Source organism: Wenzhouxiangella psychrophila (genome assembly GCF_042310375.1).
Taxonomy (GTDB): Bacteria; Pseudomonadota; Gammaproteobacteria; order Xanthomonadales; family Wenzhouxiangellaceae; genus Wenzhouxiangella.
Genome location: NZ_JBHJMQ010000011.1, coordinates 1 through 18,745, shown reverse-complemented (window position 1 = coordinate 18,745; position 18,745 = coordinate 1). Strand labels below are relative to the sequence as shown.

Genomic DNA, 18,745 nt, shown 5'->3' with positions numbered 1-18,745 from the left:
AGAAACAAACAGGGCGCCCAGCGGGCGCCCTGCAGATTAGTTGGCGGAGTGGACGGGACTCGAACCCGCGACCCCCGGCGTGACAGGCCGGTATTCTAACCAACTGAACTACCACTCCTAATCCTGGTGGGTGCTGGAGGGCTCGAACCTCCGACCCTCGCCTTGTAAGGGCGATGCTCTCCCAGCTGAGCTAAGCACCCCGGGCACAAGCCCGTTATTTTATCGCGTCTTTGAAGCCTTTACCAGCCTTGAATGCAGGAGTCTTCGACGCCTTGATCTTGATCGTCTCCCCGGTGGCCGGATTGCGGCCGGTGCGAGCTGCGCGCTTCTTGACAGAGAAAGTGCCGAATCCAACCAGCGACACCGTGTCTCCCTTCTTCAGTGCCTTGGTAATGGACTCGATGGTGGAATCCAGCGCGCGCTGGGAGTCAGCCTTCGACAGTCCAGCAGAATCAGAGATTGCTTCAATCAGTTCGGATTTATTCATATTACTGTCGCTCCAGACATTATCTATATTAGTGGGTGGCAGCGGCCAGTCCCCGCGCTGCTGCGTGAGTCGACCCCCATGGGCAGCAACCGACCGTCTGTTGGTCAACGATGGTATATCACGCACACCCCTGCATCAATAGCCTGCGGGAGAAAAACCCCCGAAAAGGCCGTCAAATGGGCATTCAGTGCGCTCTTACACCCGTAGTTGAATCACGTCCACCCTTGGCAGCCTCGTTTTCAGCCGCCTGATCGGCCGACGGAATGCCAGCCAGCGCGTGCTCGAGCACCTCGTCAATCCACTTGACCGGCCGGATTTCCAGACCCTTCTTGATGCGGTCGGGAATCTCTTCGAGATCCTTCATGTTCTCTTCGGGAATCAGCACCAGGCGGATACCACCACGCAGCGCGGCCAGTAATTTCTCCTTGAGCCCGCCTATGGGCAACACCTTGCCCCTGAGGGTGATTTCTCCGGTCATGGCCACGTCGGCCTTGACCGGAATATTCGCCAGTACGGAAACCAGAGCGGTAACCATCGCGATGCCGGCGCTGGGCCCGTCCTTGGGCGTGGCGCCCTCGGGAACGTGCACGTGCAAATCGCGATTCTGGTGAAAGTCCTCGGGGATGCCCAGCGCGGCCGCGCGGGATCGTACCACCGACAGTGCCGCCTGCACGGATTCCTTCATCACGTCGCCAAGCTGGCCCGTGTGCGTCAGCTTGCCCTTGCCCGGCAAGGCCGTCGCCTCGATCTGCAGCAGTTCACCGCCGACCTCGGTCCAGGCCAGGCCAGTGACCTGCCCGATTTCGTTCTGCTCCTCTGCCCGACCGTATCGGAAGCGGCGCACGCCAAGGTACTTGTCGAGGTTCTGGACGGTCACATGGCGCTTCTTGAGCTTGTCGTCGATACTCAGCTGCTTGACCACCTTGCGGCATACCTTGGCGATCTCTCGCTCGAGATTACGCACGCCGGCCTCACGCGTGTAATGGCGAATCATGTCGGTAATCGCGCCTTCGCTGATCTGCAGTTCGCCTTCCTTGAGGCCGTGCTGCTCAAGCTGCTTGGGCAGCAGATAGCGCGTGGCGATGTTGAGCTTCTCGTCTTCCGTGTAGCCGGGAATCCGGATGATCTCCATGCGATCGAGCAACGGCGCCGGAATGTGCAGCGAGTTGGCCGTCGCAATGAACATCACTTCCGACAGGTCGAAATCGACTTCCAGGTAGTGATCAGAGAAGGTGTTGTTCTGCTCCGGGTCGAGCACTTCGAGCAATGCCGATGAAGGGTCGCCTCGGAAGTCCATCGACATCTTGTCGAGCTCATCGAGCATGTACAAGGGATTACGGGTGCCGACCTTGCTCAGGCTCTGAAGCACGCGGCCGGGCAGCGAGCCGATATAAGTACGGCGATGACCACGAATTTCGGCCTCGTCGCGCACGCCGCCCAGGCTCATGCGGATGAACTTGCGGCCCGTGGCCCTGGCGATGGAACGACCCAGCGAGGTCTTGCCCACGCCCGGCGGCCCGACCAGGCAAAGAATCGGGCCCTTGAGCTTCTTGACGCGCTTTTGCACGGCCAGGTATTCGAGAATACGATCCTTGACCCGCTCGAGCCCGTAGTGATCGGCCTCGAGAATGTCCGAGGCAGCCTTGATGTCGTGGCTGATTTTGCTACGCTTCTTCCAGGGCAGCATCAGCATCCAGTCCAGGTAGTTGCGCACCACCGTGGCTTCGGCCGACATCGGCGACATCATCTTGAGCTTGTTGAATTCGGTGCGGGCTTTCTCCAGCGCCTCCTTGGGCATACCGGCTTTCTCGATCTTCGCCTCGAGATCGCCCAGGTCGTTGCCCGACTCGTCGAGATCGCCGAGCTCCTTCTGGATCGCCTTCATCTGCTCGTTCAGATAGTACTCGCGCTGGCTCTTCTCCATCTGGTTCTTGACCCGACCGCGAATCCGCTTTTCGAGCTTGAGGACGTCGATTTCGCCCTCGATGAGCCCCATCAGGAACTCCATGCGATCGGAAACCGGCGCAATCTCGAGCACGCGCTGCTTGTCCTCGATGCGCACCGCGAGGTGCGCGGCGATGGTATCGGCCAGCCTGCTCGGGTCTTCGATGCCCGACAGCGTGGTCATCAGTTCCGGCGGCACCTTGCGGCTGAGTTTGACGTACTGCTCGAACAGGTTGGTCAGACTGCGCGTGGTCACCTCGAGCGCCCGCGAATCCTCCTCTTCGTCTTCCAGCGAGGAGTAGCGAGCGGCAAGGTATTCACCGCTGTCGTCCAGTTCATCGACACGCACGCGCTGGCCGCCCTCGACGAGGACCTTGGTGGTGCCGTCGGGCAGACGAAGCATCTGCAGCACCGTGGCCATGGTGCCGCAGTCGAACAAGTCTTCCGGGCCCGGCTCTTCGACTTCCGGGTTCTTCTGGGTGATCAGCAGGATCTGCTTGTCGACATTCATGCACTCCTCGAGGGCGCTGACCGAGCGGTCGCGGCCCACGAACAGGGGAATGACCATATGCGGATAAACCACCACGTCGCGCAGGCTCAGAACTGGCACGGGCTGACGGGGTGCACTCGGATTGCTGACGTCGTAGTCGGCCATGGAGTCTCTCTGGATTCGATGCGGGCCGGGCAACCCGGCCAGCCTGGTGTGAACTGGTATCAGATATTGGCGCCGAACCGGGTCTATTCAACCCGGCGGGCAAATCCTTGGTGGTACGGAATCAGGATTCCGCGCCGGCGCGCTGGGGCTGGTTTTCGTAGATCAGGTAGGGAGCGGACTCGCCGTTGATCACGGCCTCGTCGACGACAACCTTGGCGACATTCTGGGTCGACGGCAGGTCGTACATGACGTCGAGGAGCACGTTCTCGATGATGGTGCGGAGGCCGCGTGCGCCTGTCTTTCGGGCCATGGCCTTGCGAGCGATGGCGTGTAGGGCGTCGTCGCGAACCTCGAGCTCGCAATGATCCATTTCGAAAAGCTTGTGGAACTGCTTGACCACGGCGTTCTTCGGCTCGGTCAGAATGCGCACCAGCGCCTCCTCGTCAAGCTCGGTCAGGGTAGCGACCACCGGCAGGCGGCCGACGAACTCGGGGATCAGGCCGTAGTGAATCAGGTCCTCGGGCTCGACCTCGGTCAGGATTTTCGATACATCCTCGGTCTCGGGATTGCGAACTTCTGCGTGGAACCCGATGCCGGCGGACTGTGACCGCTCCTGGATGACTTTGTCCAGACCGGCGAAGGCACCGCCGACGATGAACAGGATATTGCGGGTGTCGACCTGCAGGAATTCCTGCTGGGGATGCTTGCGCCCGCCCTGAGGGGGCACGGACGCCATGGTGCCCTCGATCAGCTTGAGCAGCGCCTGCTGCACGCCTTCGCCGGATACATCCCGGGTAATCGAGGGATTCTCGGCCTTCTTGGAAATCTTGTCGATCTCGTCGATGTAGACGATGCCCTGCTGCGCCTTGTCGACATCGTAGTCGCACTTCTGCAGCAGTTTCTGGATGATGTTCTCGACGTCCTCGCCCACGTAGCCGGCTTCGGTCAGAGTCGTGGCATCGGCGATCGTGAACGGCACATTGAGCATGCGCGCCAGCGTCTCGGCCAGCAGGGTCTTGCCCGAGCCGGTCGGGCCGATCAGCAGGATGTTCGACTTGGCCAGCTCGACATCCTCGCGATGCTTGTAGGACTCCAGGCGCTTGTAGTGGTTGTAGACCGCCACCGAAAGCACCTTCTTGGCCGGCTGCTGCCCGATGACGTAGCCATCGAGGAAATCATGGATTTCATGCGGCGTCGGCAGCTCCTCGCGCTCGGCTTCGCCGGCGCCCTCGAGCTCCTCGCGGATGATGTCGTTGCACAGCTCGACGCACTCGTCACAGATATAGACGCTGGGACCCGCAATCAGCTTGCGCACCTCGTGCTGGCTCTTTCCACAGAAAGAACAGTAGAGAATTTTGCCGTCGCTGGGGGATTCGCTCATGATGCGTACGTTTTGCCGATTCCACTCATAGAGTCGAGTTTAACCGAAAATGCCTTCGGCTACTGTGAGTGCCGATCACTGAGAACATCGTCCACCAGGCCATATTCGCGAGCGTCCTCGGCCGACATGAACTTGTCTCGGTCGGTATCGCGCTCGATCGTCTCCATATCCTGCCCCGTGTGCTTGACCAGGATCTGGTTGAGCGTGTCCTTCATCTTGAGAATCTCGCGCGCGTGAATATCAATATCCGACGCCTGACCCTGGTAGCCGCCGAGCGGCTGGTGAATCATCACGCGCGAATGAGGCAGCGCATAGCGCTTGTCCTTCGCCCCGGCGGCGAGCAACAGAGCGCCCATGCTGGCAGCCTGGCCGATGCACATCGTGGCCACGTCGGGCTTGACGAACTGCATGGTGTCGTAAATGGCCAGCCCGGCCGTCACCGATCCGCCGGGCGAGTTGATGTAGATGTTGATGTCCTTGTCGGGATTCTCCGACTCGAGGTAGAGCAGCTGCGCGACGATCAGGTTGGCCGCATAGTCCTCGATCGGGCCGACGATGAAGATGACCCGCTCCTTGAGGAGGCGGGAATAGATATCGTAGGCCCGCTCGCCGCGAGCGGACTGCTCGACGACCATCGGGACCAGATTGAGCGCTTTCTCGTTCATGCCTGACCCATTAACTCATTGAATGACATGGTCTTGTTGCTGACCTCGGCGTTTTCAAGCACCCAGTCAACCACCTGTTCCTCGAGCACCATGTTCTCGACCTGATCCATCAGACGCGGTTCGGAGCGGTAAAGTTCGATCACCTGCTCGGGCTGGTCATAGGTTTCGGCCATTTCCTCGATCTTGGCCTGTACTCTGGCCGGGTCGATCGAAATCTCGTGCTGGCGGGCGATTTCAGCCAGGAGCAGCCCCAGGCGAACGCGCTTTTCGGCGCCTTCGCGGAACTGATCGGCCGGCGGCGGCTGCTGGCCGGTCTGCTGCTGCAGCTGCTCCTGCATCTGGCGCGCTTCCTGGTCGACTGCGCTGGCAGGCAGACCGAGGTCGCCGTAACGCTCCGCCAGTCCATCCGTCACCGCCTGCTTGACGCGATTGGTAACGGCCTGGCGCATTTCGCGCTCCAGGTTCTTCTTGACGTCGGCGCGCATTTGCTCGACGCCGCCTTCGACACCGAAACTCTCGGCGAAAGCGTCGTCGATCTCCGGTGCTTCGGATTCCTCGACCGCCTTGACACGCAGTTTCACCGGGGCGGTCTTGCCGGCCAGGCTTTCGTGGCGATACGAGTCCGGAAACGTCAAATCGGCCTCCTTCTCGTCGCCCACCTGAGCGCCGCGCAGCAGCTCCTCGAGCTCCGGGAAGGAAGACAACTGGCCGAGCACCGGTGCGATTTCGTGCTCGCCCACATCCGGGATCGTCTCGCCGTCGAGCTCGGCCACATAGCCCAGACGCACCCGATCGCCCTCTTCAGCAGCGCGACTGACTTCGTTCCAGGTACGACGCTGCTCGCGCAGCGTTTCGATCATGTTGTCGATGTCTTCCTCGGAAATCTCGACGTCCGGCCGTTCAATTTCGAGATCGGCAACCTCGATCTCGGGCATTTCGGGAAACACCTCCAGCTCGGCGGTGAACTCGAAGTCACCCTCGTCCTCGCGCGGCTTGGGTTCGATACGACTGACGCCGGCGACGCGCATTTGCTGCTCGCCGATCGCTTCCTGCAGGCTCGACTGCATCACTTCCTGCAGGATCTCGTCGCGCACCTGTTCGCCGTAACGCTTCTGGATGATATTCATCGGCACGCGTCCCGGCCGAAACCCCTTCAGCCGCACCTGGCGACGCAGCTCATTGAGACGTCCCGAAACCTTGCTGTCTATGCTGTCGCCGGGCACCTGAACGGTCATTCGCCGCTCGAGATCGCCGGTCTTTTCTACGGATACCTGCATGTTCGTGTCTTTTAGAAGTGTCAGTCTGTATTGAGTGAAGCCGGTCGGTGAACCCGGCCAGCTGCAGAATTGGTGGGCCGTCAGGGACTCGAACCCCGAACCTACTGATTAAGAGTCAGCTGCTCTACCAATTGAGCTAACGGCCCTCGGGTGGGGTGAGCGACGGGGATTGAACCCGCGACCTCTGGAGCCACAATCCAGTGCTCTACCAACTGAGCTACGCCCACCATCAAACAAATTGTCCACCGACCCGCGGCCGGCAATCCTGAATTATAACCCGTTCAGCAGCGGGGTGGCGCGCCCGGCAGGACTCGAACCTGCAACCGTCGGCTTAGCGTACCAGCTACCGCTTTCGCGGCCCCCGGATTCCCGGGGTTTGTGGTCTGGACTATCTCTTCGCCATCTCAGGCGCCGCACGTATAGTCTCTACGGAACCCTGCGAAAGTCAGCGGCGAGTCGCACGCCCTTTTGCTGACCATTCTTGGGAGCCTCTACCCTCAAACTGGCACTCGATTCGAACCACTTCGGATCAAGGTAGTAGCATTCACCGGTATCAGGACAGTAAACACAAAACAGATCGACTTCGTCCTTGTCGATCGGAACAGAGTGCGTTCCATTCCGATCCGCCCAGCAAGTCGAGAACTTGATTTCGATCTTGCCGTTGCAGTCAACCTTTCTGTGTTTCACCTGAACTCGATGAAACACTCCATCTCGATACGCCACCAAATCGAACGGGGCGTGTTCCGTCATGGGATTCAATATCGTGAACCCCTGCTCGAAAAGATCGAGTTGAGCCTTCAAGACTCCCAGGTCACCCTTCTGCTTGGTGTGATGCACGGCACTCCACTAACCTCGTGAACTACTGTACAAGTATACACCTCCGCAGGAGTTGACCGCTGGTTTCCACGGGATTGCCATCGGCCTGGAATTCCAGCCGTTAAGGTTTCCCCGTTACAGTGCAGTCCACCCTGCCGGTTCCTGTTTTCCGACAGGGGCTCCTTCCATGTGGCGGATACATCCGCCACGCCCAAAGGCCGATGCTCTATCCGGTTGAGCTACGGGCGCCTTTCTTTAGCTTGGTCGGGGTGACAGGATTTGAACCTGTGACCTACTGCTCCCAAAGCAGTTGCGCTACCAGGCTGCGCTACACCCCGACATTCCAAGCCGGTCAATGGTACGGACTCGGCCCCAACTGGTCAACCGTTAGAACCGTCTTCGCAGGCCCGGTCCGCATCAATGCGCGCAATGCGGACCCTTTGTACACCTTTTTCGCGGCCCGTCCAGGCCACCACAGGGTTGCAACCTTGCAGCAGACCCAGGCGCGGGAAGCCGATGGCACGGCCGGTGTCGACCCCCCCGATTCGATGCTGCCAGAGTTCCTGACCGCCCCAGCCATACCCGATTACGACCAACTCGCCGGACCGATCCACCTGGTCAACCCAGGCCAGCACGAAGCCTCGCGTCGTCAGTGCCAGATCCACTCGCCCGAGCGCCGAACCTTGCCCCAGGGTGTCGGCAAGCTCGAAGCTCTGACCGCTGTTGCCGGAAGTGGCGACATGAACGCGCGCTTTCCCCTCCGGCATGGTGAACCAGGCCACCGCCACACGCTCACCGTCGGCGATCATGGCCGGACCGTTGACCGGGCAGCCGCCGATGCGCCAGTTGTCGGCGTGCAGAAGCTGCGGCTCGCTCCAGCCGTCCGACGTTCGCCGCACAATGTAGTGGTCGCGAATTTCGTCCTCGCTTCGGTCGCGATAGGCCACGATCGGCCCTTGCGACGTCATGGCCGAAGCCGTCTGGCAACAGTCACAGACCCGCTCGTCGAGCCGTGCCGCATCCGACAGCCCCCCGTCGGCCGACACGGCAGCCGTGCGGAGGGTCATCGCGCCCTCGCCCTCCTCATCGGCCATGCGGCGACCGTCCAGCCAGACCATGCCGGCGGCACCGGGGGATTCGGCGAAATAGCTGACGAACCCGTGCTCGGTCTGCGTACCATCGCGATGCGGCGAAACCGGATTGCTCCAGCTCTCGCCGCCATCGGAAGAGCGCGCCGAAACGACGTCATAGGCATACGTCGACGGGCCGGACTTGACCAGCCAGTGCGCCACCCAATCGCCATTGGGAAGCACGAACAGGCCGGGCGTGTCGGCCCAGTTGGCAAACCAGTTCTCCCCGCTGGCAATCGTCCGTGCGGGCCCGAATTCGTCCCCGTCGAGCACGGAGAACTTCAAAGCGTGGCCCTCGCCCGTGGGCTCGAGCCAGGTCAGAACCAGGCTGCCATCACCGAGTGAAGCGAAGGACGGCGCCAGGCTGTCGGGGCCGGCGGGGCTTCGGAGTTCTTCGGTTTGCGCAGCGGGCAAGCATGCCGGCACCAGCAGCAGTGCCAACGCGAATGACTGGATTGTTCGGAGCAGGAAGGGCATTGGTTCGTTTCGCCGTGCGGTTTCGAATTCACCACTTAAGGTACTACAACTGCCCCTTCAGGCTGAGGGGGACGCGCCTGGAAGGATTAACTTCGCTTCGCTGCGTTGAGCTCGCCGCTCGCGCGGCTCGGTTGCTGCGCGGCCTGCGGCCGCTTGCCCTTCGGGCTGAAGCGCTTGGCACTTCAGCGAACTCGCGCCGGGCCGCTAACGCGCCCCGCCGCTCGGTTCGAACCTGGGAGAACCGAATGGGGCCTTCCAGGTGCGCCAAATAACGAAAAAACCCCGCACGAAGCGGGGCTTTTTCGTTATTTGGCGCGCCTGGAAGGATTCGAACCTCCGACCGCCTGGTTCGTAGCCAGGTACTCTATCCAGCTGAGCTACAGGCGCGTTGTGAAGCGGGGCATTATCGGTAACGGGGTCGGCGCTGTCAAGGTCGATAGCCGAATTCGCTTTGTGGCAATATGAGTATCAGGGGCATATTTTCGCGAGATCAATCCAGTACGAAAAGAGGGGCGTTTTTGATCTGGCTCAAAAGGTGTATTTCTGACGCATTTAATATGGACGCAGGCATCTTGCCGAGACACCCATGGAGGGCAGACATCATGAACAGACCGATTTACATCACCCACTGGCTCGGGGCGATCGGCTTATCGCTGGCCGTGACCACGGCCTGCGGTGCCGATACGTCACCAAACGCATCCTCTCAGGACGATACCGAGGTGCATTCCGCCGAGGTCGCCAAGGCGGCCGCAGGGGACATGGACGCCGGCGAGAAAGGCTACAAGACGCACTGCCAGTCCTGTCACCAGGCCGATGGGTCCGGACTGCCGGGCGCCTTCCCCCCGCTGGCCGACAATCCCAATATCGTCGACAACGCCGGCATGGTGATCGAGAACGTCCTGTCGGGGCGCTCCGGTGAAATCGATGTCGGCGGCGAGACCTACAACGGTGTGATGCCGCCGATGAGCTACCTCTCCGACCAGGAAGTGGCCGACATCGTCACCTTCGTGATGAAGACCTGGGGCAACGACGACGCCAGCGTCAGCACGGATCAGGTCGCCAACAAGCGAGTCGAGCTGGGCCTGACCGACCGGGCCGAGGGCGAGCGCCACTCCGGAGCCTCTGAAGGCGAAATGGCCTACCGCGGCGCGCCCTCGCCCATCGAGGGGGGCAAGCAGGTGGTCACGCCCGGCGCCCCGGACATGACCGAGGTAGAGTTCGAGCGCTCGCAGGAGATCTACTTCGAACGCTGCGCCGGCTGCCACGGCGTTCTGCGCAAGGGCGCGACCGGCAAGCCGCTGACCACCGACATCACCCAGGAAAAGGGGTCCGATTACCTCAAGGCGCTGATCAACTTCGGCTCGCCGGCGGGCATGCCCAACTGGGGCACCTCGGGCGAGCTCAGCGACGAGGAGATCGACATGCTCGCGCGCTTCCTGCAGCACGATCCGCCGCAGCCGCCGGAATGGGGCATGCCGGAGATGACCGACAGCTGGACCGTCCACGTCGCACCCGAAGACCGCCCGGACTCCCCGCAGCATGACTACGACGTCGACAACTTCTTCGCCGTGACGCTGCGCGATGCCGGTGAGGTCGCGATCATCGACGGCGACAGCAAGGAAGTCGTCAACTTCGTGCCGACCGGCTATGCCGTGCACATCTCGCGCGCCTCGAGTTCAGGCCGCTACTTCACCACCATCGGCCGCGACGCCAAGGTCGACCTGATCGACCTCTACATGGATCCGCCGCAGGTCGTTGCCGAGATCAAGATCGGCATGGAGGCACGCTCGGTCGAGAACTCGCGCTATAAGGGCTACGAGGACAAGATCGCCATCGCCGGCGCCTACTGGCCGCCGCATTACGTGCTGATGGACGGCCAGACGCTCGAGCCGAAGAAGATCGTCTCCACCCGCGGAATGACGGTCGACACGCAGGAGTACCACCCGGAGCCGCGCGTGGCCGCCATCGTCGGCTCGCACCAGCACCCGGAGTTCATCGTCAACGTCAAGGAGACGGGGCAGATCCTGCTGGTCAATTACGAGAACATCGACAGCCTGCAGGTCACCACGATCGGCGCGGCCCCCTTCCTGCATGACGGCGGCTGGGACGCCAGCGGGCGCTACTTCCTCACCGCTGCCAACGAGTCCGACAAGATCGCTGTGGTCGACGCCAAGGATCGCGAGCTCGAAGCCCTGGTCGATGTCGAGCGTATCCCCCACCCGGGCCGCGGCGCCAACTTCGTCCATCCCGAGTATGGGCCGGTCTGGGTCACCAGCGCCCTGGGCAACGCCGACATCACGCTCATCGGCACGGATCCGGAGAACCATCCGGAGCACGCCTTCAAGGCCGTGCAGGTACTCGAAGGCCAGGGCGGCGGCTCGCTGTTCGTCAAGACGCACCCGGAGTCGACCAACCTGTGGGTCGACACCCCGCTGCACCCGGACGAAGACAAGGCCCAGAGCATCGCAGTGTTCGACATCAACGACCTGGATGCCGGCTACGAGGTTCTGCCGATCGCGGAATGGGCCGATCTGGGGCCCGGACCGAAGCGTATCGTCCAGCCCGAGTACAACAAGGGCGGCGACGAGGTCTGGTTCTCAGTCTGGTCGGGCATGGAAGAGGAATCGGCGATCGTCATCGTCGACGACAAGACGCGCGAGCTCAAGCACGTCATCAAGGGCGAGCGCATCGTCACGCCGACCGGCAAGTTCAACAACTACAACACGCGCAAGGAAATCTACTGACCGAACCGCCTTGCACAATGCATTGACCCAGCGCCCCGGTCCTCCGGGGCGCTTCGATATAGAGACGAGCAAAAATGCATCGAACGAGCTTCATTCTGATCGCCCTGTTGTTCACGCCGAACGCCTTTGCCCAACCCGAAGGGCAAGCGCAGGCTGACAGGGAAACAGACAAGTACGAACTGGATCCGATCACCGTCGTCGCCCACCGCCAGCCGCGCCAACTTTCCGAGGTGGCCGGCACCGTCACCGTCATCGGTGAAGAACGACTGTCCCGCGACATGGTGTTCGACGCCGCCGACCTGGTGCGCTACGAGCCCGGCGTGGCGCTCGACGGGGGCGGCACGCGCTTCGGCTTCAACGGTTTTCGCATCCGCGGCATCGGCGGCAACCGCACCGCCGTCGTGATCGACAACGTACCGGTCTCCGACCAGTTCGACATCGGCAACTTCGCCAACACCGGGCGCGGCCTGCTCGAACTCGGGATGGCCCGACGCGTCGAAATCCTGCGCGGCCCGGCCTCGACGCTTTACGGCTCGAAGGCACTGGGCGGTGTCGTGGCCGTGACGACCATCGACGCCGACGACATCATTACCGACGGCAGGCGCGGCACCCGGATCGGGTTGCGGGGCGCCACCGACAGCGACCGCGCCCGGCTCACGGCGGCCACTGCCTTCCGCAAGGGCGACTTCGACATGCTCATCGCGGGCGCAGCCCAGCGTTCCTCCGAGACCGATGTTGCCGGCCGACCGAATGACGTTCCGCTGGACCTCCTCGATCGTGATCATCACGCGGTGCTCGTGCGCAGCGGCCTGGACACCAATCAAGGTCGCATCCGCCTGACGCTTGACGGCATGCGCGAGACGCGCGACGCCGACATACGGGCGATGATCGGCCAGGGTAGATTTGCGGCGACCGAAGCACTGCTGGGCGACGATCGGCGCCACCAGTGGCGCATCCTGCTTGACCAGGAGCTGGCACCCATCGGACCGGTAAGCCGCGGCCACTGGCGGATCTGGCGCCAGGAGGCGGACGTTCTCCAGCGAACGGATGACCAACGACCCGGCGCCGAGCCGCCGGTCGACGTATTTCGGCGCTTCGAATTCCGGCAGGAAACGACCGGCGTCGGTACCGATCTGGAATCCGACCTGAACGCACTGGGGCTTTCGCAGCGCCTGGGTTACGGTTTCGAGCTGAGTCGATCGGAAGTCGTCAGCAAGCGCGACAGCCTGCAGACCAACCTGACCACCGGAGAATCGACTCGCACCGTCCTTGGCGAAAGCTTCCCGCTGCGCGATTTTCCGCGCAGCGAGATCACCGAACTGGGCGTCTACCTGCATGACGAAATCCGCCTGTGGGAAGACGGCCCCACGCTCAGCCCCGGGATCCGCTACGAGTACTACGATCTCTCCGTACTCGACGATCCGCTGTTCGAATCGTCGTTTCCCGACGCCGAGACAACCGAGCTGAGCACCAGCAGCTGGCTGCCCAGGCTGGGACTTGTCTGGCCCATGGGCGAACGCATGGAATTCTTCGCCCAGTACGCTCGCGGCCTGCGCGCCCCGCCTTTCGAGGACGTCAATATCGGCCTGGAGCTGCCGCAGTTCCGGGTCCGCGCGATCGCCAACCCGGACCTCGACCCCGAGAAAGGGCGCACGCTGGAAGCCGGCCTGCGCTGGCGCGGTGCCGATACGCTGACGGAGCTGGCGCTTTATCGCAACGACTACAAGAACTTCATCCAGACCCGGGCACCGCTGGGCTTCGACCCGGCTTCCGGTTTCTTGTTGTTCCAGTCGATCAACCGGGACCGCGTTCGCATCGAAGGCGGAGAGCTGCGCTGGCGACAGCGCCTCGGGGCCGGTTTCAGCGCCGAGCTGGCCGGCGAATGGTCGCGCGGCGAAGACCGCGACACCGGTCGCAACTTGCCCGGCATTTCGCCGCCGAGCCTGATTGCCGAGCTCGGCTGGCAGTCGCCCGACGGCAGTCTGGATACCCGCCTTGTTGCCACGGCGACACGGGGCCAGCGCGAACTGGTCGACGAGGAAGACGAGCCGCTGTTCTCCCCGCCGGGCTACACGACGGTCGACTGGCTGACGCGCTGGTTCCCGCGCCGGGACCTGGAAATCGGCCTGGGCCTGTTCAACCTGTCCGACCGTCAGTACTGGCGCACGGGCCAGGTACTGGGCCGCACACCCGACGATCCGACCCTGCCCCTGCTGGCCGAACCGGGGCGCTGGGGAATGCTCAGCCTCACCTGGCATCATTGAACGCGGTAATCTGGTTTCCTGATTGCTGTTTCGAGGACCAGACATGCCGCATCATCGACTGATCATTCTCGGGGCCGGCACCGCCGGCCTCAGCGCCTGGAAACAGGCACGCGATTTCACCGACGATATCCTGATGATCGACCCCGGCCCGCTGGGGACGACCTGCGCCCGGGTCGGCTGCATGCCGTCGAAGTCGCTGCTACAGATCGCCCTCGACCACCGGGCCGCCCGCCATCTCCACCGCGACGGCCTGCTGACCGGGGCATGCGGCGAACTCGACAGCACGGCAGTAATGCAACGCGTGCGCGAACTGCGGGATCGTTTTACCGCCGGTCCCGTTCGTGCTGTGGACAAGATGGGGGAACGCTTCGTTCGCGGCGCCGCGCGCTTTGTAGCGCCCGACGGCCTCGAGGTCGACGGCACACGCTACAGCGCCGAGGCCTTCGTCGTGGCCGCCGGGACCCAACCCTTCGTCCCGGAACCCTGGCGAGCGCTGGGTGATCGGCTGCTGACCAGCGACGATCTGTTCGAGATGCCCGACATTCCCCTGCGGGTTGGCGTGATCGGCGCCGGCGCCATCGGCTGCGAGATCGGACAGGGCCTGTCCATGCTCGGCTCGGAGGTCCACCTGTTCGGCCGTGATCGGCGCCTGGCGGGGATCGCGGACCACCAGATCAACGACGTCATGCGCGAGGCTTTAAGCGGTGAGCTGCATCTCCACCTGGGCGACGATGCCCAGCCTGAGCCCGCGCCGGACGGGGTTTCCATCCACTTCGGTGAGGAGCGGATCGAAGTCGATCTCGTGATCGCCGCCATCGGCCGTCGCGCTCCGATCGAGGAGCTCGGACTCGACCGACTCGATGTACCGACAGACGACCAGGGTCTGCCGCAGATCGACCCCGTCAGCCTGCGCGCCGGCGACGCGCCGGTCTGGTTTGCCGGCGACATCAACGGCATCCGGCCGATCATGCACGAGGCCGCCGACGAGGGACGACTGGCAGCCTGGCACGCCCTGCACCCCGACGCGGAGTGCATGAGCCGGCGAACCCCCATGGGCATCGTCTTCACCGAGCCCCAGGTGGCCTGGGCGGGACTGCGCCGTGACGATCTTTCCGACGACAACCTCATCGGAGAGTGTGACTTCAGCCGTCAGGGCCGGTCCATCATCAAGGGCTACGAGCACGGCCTGATGAAGGTGTACGCTGACCCCAACGGCCGCCTGGTCGGCACCGAAATGGCCTGTGCCGGCGCCGAGCACCTGGCTCACGAACTGGCCTGGCTGGTCCAGCAGCAAGTGAACGTGATCGAGGCGCTGCAGCTGCCCTTCTATCACCCCGTACTCGAGGAAGGCATGCGCACCGCCCTCCACGATATTCGCCGCCAGCTTCCCGAGCGCAAGCGCCGGCCCGACCTGCCGTTGTGCCAGGATGGAGACGACGTGCTGCCCGGCGACTGATCCCGACTGATGCGGATTGAGCGCCGCAATCCGCGGTCCCGGCAAGTTTTCCCGTCTGCTCGTCGCAAGCCCCTCGAACGCGACGAATTTCTTCCCGAAAAACCGCATGCCGAACATGGCGGTCACGATGCGCACGCCAACCACACGCCGGGGACGTGACCCACGGACACTCCCTGTTTCATCTCGATGCCGAGTGGCTCACGCAGGCGGGCAATGATTTTCGACTGGAACAACTGACCGGACGGCCGCATCGCAGAGCGCAACGAAGGCCTGGCGCGACCCGTCGAGCCGTTCGTTGCGGCGCTCGATCGGCTCCGCTAGCCCAGCGCTGCCAGCAGGCGCCCGGCCCGCGCCTCGATCCCCTCGAAATCACCCGCTGCCACAAGCTGCGGGTCGAACAGCGGGGCCACAAAGCCGATTGCGTGCGCGCCGGCGGCCAGCCAGTCGGCGGCATTGCCTTCCGTAACGCCGTGCGTGGGCACGATATTGAGAAACGGCATCGGTCCCAGGCAGGCCTTCACGAAATCCGGGCCGATGCCGGGTGCTGGAAACAGCTTCTGCAAGCCCGCGCCGGCGCGATGTGCCCGCAGCATCTCGGTCGGCGTGTGCGTGCCCGGCATCGCTGCCACGCCCAGGCGAGACGCCGCCTCGATGACCACCTCGTCGGTGACCGGCGAGACCAGGAATTTCGCCCCGGCTTCCACTGACTTTTCGGCCTCCTCGACCGTCAACACCGTCCCTGCTCCGAACACCACATCCGGATAGCGCTTCGAAAAGTCGGCGATCAACTCGTAGACGCGGGGAACGGTAAGCGTGAATTCGCAGATTCGGAAACCGCCGCGAATGGCCGCTTCCATGGCTTTCTGCGCGGCATCGGCGTCGTCGGTGCGAAGGATAGCGGAAGCTCGGAGCTGGCCGAGCTGCTGGACGAAATCGTTTGGGGTCATGGGCTTCAACGTTTCAGGGTTCAAGGTTCAGGGGCAGAATACGCGCTTCAGAGAGCGGCCTTCAAACTCTCCGCCACCCGCTCGATCTGTTTCTCGGTCATTTCCGGGAAGATTGGCAGCGACAGGCAGCGTGCGGCCACCGCTTCGCTGTGAGCGAGGGAACCCGCTCGACTGTAGCCGGAAAACGCCGGCTGACGGTGCAGCGGTGTCGGATAATAAACGGCGCTGGCGATGCCGGCCTGCTTGAGCCCTGCCTGAATCGCATCGCGCCGGCCGTCCGGCACCAGGGTGGTGAACTGGTGATAGACATGTCGGCCGCGGTCCTCTTCGAAGGGCAGCTCCAGTCCGGAATCCGACAGCTGCTCGCGATAGTATGCCGCCACGCGCCGACGTTGCCGATTGAACTCCTCGACGTGGGTGAGCTTGACACGCAGGATCGCGGCCTGGATTTCGTCCAGGCGGCTGTTGTAGCCGACCACCTCGTGCTCGTAGCCATCCACTCGCCGGCCGTGATTGCGCAGCATGCGGACGTCGTCGGCTACCCTATCGTCGCTGGTCGTGACCAACCCGGCATCGCCGCAGGCACCGAGATTCTTGCTGGGAAAGAAGCTGAATGCGCCGGCCAGGCCGAAAGCCCCGGTCTGCCGGCCGTCGATGGTCGCACCAAAACTCTGGGCACAATCTTCGATGATCCCCAGCTCATGTTCGTCGGCGATGGACCGCAGGGCCGCCATGTCCGCCGGCTGGCCGAACAAGTGAACGGGCAGGATTGCCCTGCTTCGCTCGGTGACAGCAGCGGCCACGCCTCGGGGATCGATGTTGAAGCTGCGCGGGTCGATGTCGACGAATACCGGCTCGGCGCCGCAGTAGCAGATCGCCTCGGCTGTAGCGATGAAGGTAAACGGCGTCGTAATCACCTCGTCGCCGGGGCCGACCCCGGCCGCACGCAGCGCCAGATGAAGTGCATCGGTGCCGGAGGCGCAACTCAATGCATGACGCACACCCAGGTATTCGGCCAATTCGACCTCCAGGGCCTGGACATTCGGACCCAGGATGTAACGCGTTCCGGCCATGACTTCGGCAATGGCGGCATCGAGCTGTGGCTTGAGGCGCTCGTACTGCGCGCCGAGATCCACCATGGGGATCGGCTTCATGCCGAACGCACTTCCCCGGTCACCGGCGCGCCGTCAACCATGGCACTGATGTGCATGGCCGTCTCCAGCGCACGCAGGCCGTCCTCGCCGGTCACGACCACCGGAGTGCCATCACGGACAGCCGAGACGAACGACTCGATTTCACGCTTGAGCGCATCGTTTTCCTCGAACGACGATTCCTCGCGCAGAATCTCCGGAACGCCCGGAAACATCTCGCGGTCGCCTATACGGTGCACGGCCAGGCCGCAGTTCTGGAAGTCGATGGAAATATAGGCCTCGGGCTGAAAGATGCGCATGCGCCTTTCGGACTTGACGCTCACGCGGCTGGAGGTGACGTTGGCGACGCAGCCGTTCTCGAACTCCAGCCGGGCATTGACGATATCCAGTTCGTCGGAAAGCACCGAGGTGCCGTTGGCTGCCAATGAGCGCACGGGGCTCTTGACCATGCCCAGGATCAGGTCGATGTCGTGAATCATCAAGTCGAGCACCACATTGACGTCGGTGCAGCGTGGCTTAAAGGGAGCGACACGGTGCGACTCGATGAACAGCGGGTTGAGTTGGAAACCACCCAGATCGAGGAAGGCGGCATTGAAGCGCTCGAGATGACCGATCTGGAATACGACGCCGCGCTCTCTTGCCAGTCGCGTCAGCGCACGGGCCTCGTCGAGGGTACTGGCGATCGGTTTCTCCAGCAGCACGTGGACACCGGCTTCCAGAAAATCACGGGCGATGTCGTAGTGACGAACGGTGGGAACGGCGATCGAGACGGCCTCGACCTGGCCGATGACGTCGCGATAATCGGTCAGTGCGCGGCAGTCACAGTCGCGAGCGGATTGTTGCGCCGCCTGTTCGTCGATATCGACGACTGCAACGAGTTCCGCGTTGTCCAGCGCGGCGTATTTCTGGGCGTGGAAGCGGCCCAGGTAGCCCACGCCGATGACGGCACATTTGATCCGATTCATGGTGACTGGTCCGGCATATCATCAGGGCCTGATCGGCCGGCCTCCCGTTGGTTCGGACCCGATAGCGCCATCTTGCGGGTGTGGAACGATCGTGTAAAGGGTGGCGGAGAGGGAGGGATTGCTGCGCCCGCTTCCGCGGGCTTGCCCTTCGGGCTGACGCTTCGCGTCAGCGAGCTCGCCTTCGGCTCGGTTCGATCCCTCTTGATCGGGTTCGAATCCCGAAGGGGCAATAGCTCCGTCTCAAACGCCACAACGCTGTACTTTCAAAGTGGCGGAGAGGGAGGGATTCGAACCCTCGAACGGGGAAAACCCGTTACCGGTTTTCGAGACCGGCGCATTCAACCACTCTGCCACCTCTCCGTATTGTTCGGCCCGCGAACACGCGG

General features: G+C 62.9%; 13 protein-coding genes and 7 tRNA genes. 3 read left to right on the top strand and 17 right to left on the bottom strand.

Annotated elements, in window-relative coordinates; translation table 11 throughout:
- Positions 1–41 precede the first annotated feature (41 nt).
- The 13 genes from ACDC66_RS13005 to ACDC66_RS12945 form a co-directional block, all read right to left on the bottom strand.
- Positions 42–118: transfer RNA gene (locus ACDC66_RS13005), tRNA-Asp, on the bottom strand.
- Positions 119–124: 6 nt separating this feature from the next.
- Positions 125–200, bottom strand: a tRNA-Val gene (locus tag ACDC66_RS13000).
- 14 nt (positions 201–214) lie between these two features.
- The gene (locus ACDC66_RS12995) at positions 215–487 is read right to left on the bottom strand and encodes an HU family DNA-binding protein (RefSeq protein ID WP_376697160.1); all 273 of its coding nucleotides are present in this window, start codon (positions 485–487) and stop codon (positions 215–217) included.
- Positions 488–671: 184 nt separating this feature from the next.
- Positions 672–3,086, bottom strand: coding sequence for an endopeptidase La (gene lon / locus ACDC66_RS12990; protein ID WP_376697159.1), 2,415 nt, complete (start codon positions 3,084–3,086; stop codon positions 672–674).
- 121 nt (positions 3,087–3,207) lie between these two features.
- Complete coding sequence (gene clpX / locus ACDC66_RS12985; protein WP_376697158.1) at positions 3,208–4,467, bottom strand: ATP-dependent Clp protease ATP-binding subunit ClpX; 1,260 nt, start codon at positions 4,465–4,467, stop codon at positions 3,208–3,210.
- Positions 4,468–4,526: 59 nt separating this feature from the next.
- A complete protein-coding gene (clpP, locus tag ACDC66_RS12980) occupies positions 4,527–5,132 on the bottom strand; it encodes an ATP-dependent Clp endopeptidase proteolytic subunit ClpP (protein WP_376697157.1) in 606 nt (201 codons plus the stop codon).
- Positions 5,129–6,409 carry a trigger factor gene (gene tig, locus ACDC66_RS12975; RefSeq protein WP_376697156.1) on the bottom strand — a complete coding sequence of 427 codons (1,281 nt, stop codon included), beginning with the start codon at positions 6,407–6,409 and terminating at the stop codon, positions 5,129–5,131. Before tig ends, clpP begins: the two co-directional genes overlap by 4 nt.
- Positions 6,410–6,479: 70 nt before the next feature.
- A tRNA-Lys gene (locus ACDC66_RS12970) sits at positions 6,480–6,555 on the bottom strand.
- A gap of 5 nt (positions 6,556–6,560) precedes the next feature.
- Positions 6,561–6,636 (bottom strand) — tRNA-His (locus ACDC66_RS12965).
- A gap of 199 nt (positions 6,637–6,835) precedes the next feature.
- On the bottom strand, positions 6,836–7,246 hold the full coding sequence (locus ACDC66_RS12960) for a group I intron-associated PD-(D/E)XK endonuclease (protein ID WP_376697155.1): 411 nt from the start codon (positions 7,244–7,246) through the stop codon (positions 6,836–6,838).
- Between the two features lie 240 nt (positions 7,247–7,486).
- Positions 7,487–7,563: transfer RNA gene (locus ACDC66_RS12955), tRNA-Pro, on the bottom strand.
- A gap of 42 nt (positions 7,564–7,605) precedes the next feature.
- Positions 7,606–8,832 carry a hypothetical protein gene (locus ACDC66_RS12950; RefSeq protein WP_376697154.1) on the bottom strand — a complete coding sequence of 409 codons (1,227 nt, stop codon included), beginning with the start codon at positions 8,830–8,832 and terminating at the stop codon, positions 7,606–7,608.
- A gap of 310 nt (positions 8,833–9,142) precedes the next feature.
- Positions 9,143–9,219 (bottom strand) — tRNA-Arg (locus tag ACDC66_RS12945).
- A gap of 215 nt (positions 9,220–9,434) precedes the next feature.
- Between ACDC66_RS12945 and ACDC66_RS12940 the strand changes: the two genes are divergently transcribed.
- The 3 genes from ACDC66_RS12940 (at position 9,435) to ACDC66_RS12930 (ending at position 15,296) form a co-directional block, all read left to right on the top strand.
- Positions 9,435–11,576 (top strand): cytochrome D1 domain-containing protein, encoded by a 2,142-nt coding sequence (locus tag ACDC66_RS12940; protein WP_376697153.1) that lies wholly within the window; start codon positions 9,435–9,437, stop codon positions 11,574–11,576.
- 74 nt (positions 11,577–11,650) lie between these two features.
- Complete coding sequence (locus ACDC66_RS12935) at positions 11,651–13,840, top strand: TonB-dependent receptor (protein WP_376697152.1); 2,190 nt, start codon at positions 11,651–11,653, stop codon at positions 13,838–13,840.
- A 43-nt stretch (positions 13,841–13,883) separates the two neighbouring features.
- Entirely contained in the window at positions 13,884–15,296 is a 1,413-nt protein-coding gene (locus ACDC66_RS12930; RefSeq protein WP_376697151.1) for a dihydrolipoyl dehydrogenase, read from the top strand.
- Between the two features lie 317 nt (positions 15,297–15,613).
- On the opposite strand, the gene ACDC66_RS12925 is transcribed toward ACDC66_RS12930, so the two are convergent.
- From ACDC66_RS12925 to ACDC66_RS12910, 4 genes are all read right to left on the bottom strand, one after another.
- Positions 15,614–16,243, bottom strand: coding sequence for a bifunctional 4-hydroxy-2-oxoglutarate aldolase/2-dehydro-3-deoxy-phosphogluconate aldolase (locus tag ACDC66_RS12925; RefSeq protein WP_376697150.1), 630 nt, complete (start codon positions 16,241–16,243; stop codon positions 15,614–15,616).
- A 47-nt stretch (positions 16,244–16,290) separates the two neighbouring features.
- Positions 16,291–17,397, bottom strand: a complete 1,107-nt coding sequence (locus tag ACDC66_RS12920) for a DegT/DnrJ/EryC1/StrS family aminotransferase (protein WP_376697149.1) — start codon at positions 17,395–17,397, stop codon at positions 16,291–16,293.
- Positions 17,394–18,359, bottom strand: coding sequence for a Gfo/Idh/MocA family protein (locus ACDC66_RS12915; protein ID WP_376697148.1), 966 nt, complete (start codon positions 18,357–18,359; stop codon positions 17,394–17,396). Before ACDC66_RS12915 ends, ACDC66_RS12920 begins: the two co-directional genes overlap by 4 nt.
- A 269-nt stretch (positions 18,360–18,628) precedes the next feature.
- Positions 18,629–18,719, bottom strand: a tRNA-Ser gene (locus tag ACDC66_RS12910).
- Between the last annotated feature and the right edge of the window lie 26 nt (positions 18,720–18,745).

What these genes read in the sequence shown, in the direction of transcription:
- ACDC66_RS12935 (WP_376697152.1), top strand. Translation starts at nt 11,651, where the DNA reads ATGCATCGAACGAGCTTCATTCTGATCGCCCTGTTGTTCACGCCGAAC.
- ACDC66_RS12950 (WP_376697154.1), bottom strand. Translation starts at nt 8,832, where the DNA reads ATGCCCTTCCTGCTCCGAACAATCCAGTCATTCGCGTTGGCACTGCTG.
- ACDC66_RS12920 (WP_376697149.1), bottom strand. Translation starts at nt 17,397, where the DNA reads ATGAAGCCGATCCCCATGGTGGATCTCGGCGCGCAGTACGAGCGCCTC.
- ACDC66_RS12925 (WP_376697150.1), bottom strand. Translation starts at nt 16,243, where the DNA reads ATGACCCCAAACGATTTCGTCCAGCAGCTCGGCCAGCTCCGAGCTTCC.
- ACDC66_RS12995 (WP_376697160.1), bottom strand. Translation starts at nt 487, where the DNA reads ATGAATAAATCCGAACTGATTGAAGCAATCTCTGATTCTGCTGGACTG.
- ACDC66_RS12915 (WP_376697148.1), bottom strand. Translation starts at nt 18,359, where the DNA reads ATGAATCGGATCAAATGTGCCGTCATCGGCGTGGGCTACCTGGGCCGC.
- ACDC66_RS12940 (WP_376697153.1), top strand. Translation starts at nt 9,435, where the DNA reads ATGAACAGACCGATTTACATCACCCACTGGCTCGGGGCGATCGGCTTA.
- lon (WP_376697159.1), bottom strand. Translation starts at nt 3,086, where the DNA reads ATGGCCGACTACGACGTCAGCAATCCGAGTGCACCCCGTCAGCCCGTG.
- clpP (WP_376697157.1), bottom strand. Translation starts at nt 5,132, where the DNA reads ATGAACGAGAAAGCGCTCAATCTGGTCCCGATGGTCGTCGAGCAGTCC.
- ACDC66_RS12930 (WP_376697151.1), top strand. Translation starts at nt 13,884, where the DNA reads ATGCCGCATCATCGACTGATCATTCTCGGGGCCGGCACCGCCGGCCTC.
- clpX (WP_376697158.1), bottom strand. Translation starts at nt 4,467, where the DNA reads ATGAGCGAATCCCCCAGCGACGGCAAAATTCTCTACTGTTCTTTCTGT.
- tig (WP_376697156.1), bottom strand. Translation starts at nt 6,409, where the DNA reads ATGCAGGTATCCGTAGAAAAGACCGGCGATCTCGAGCGGCGAATGACC.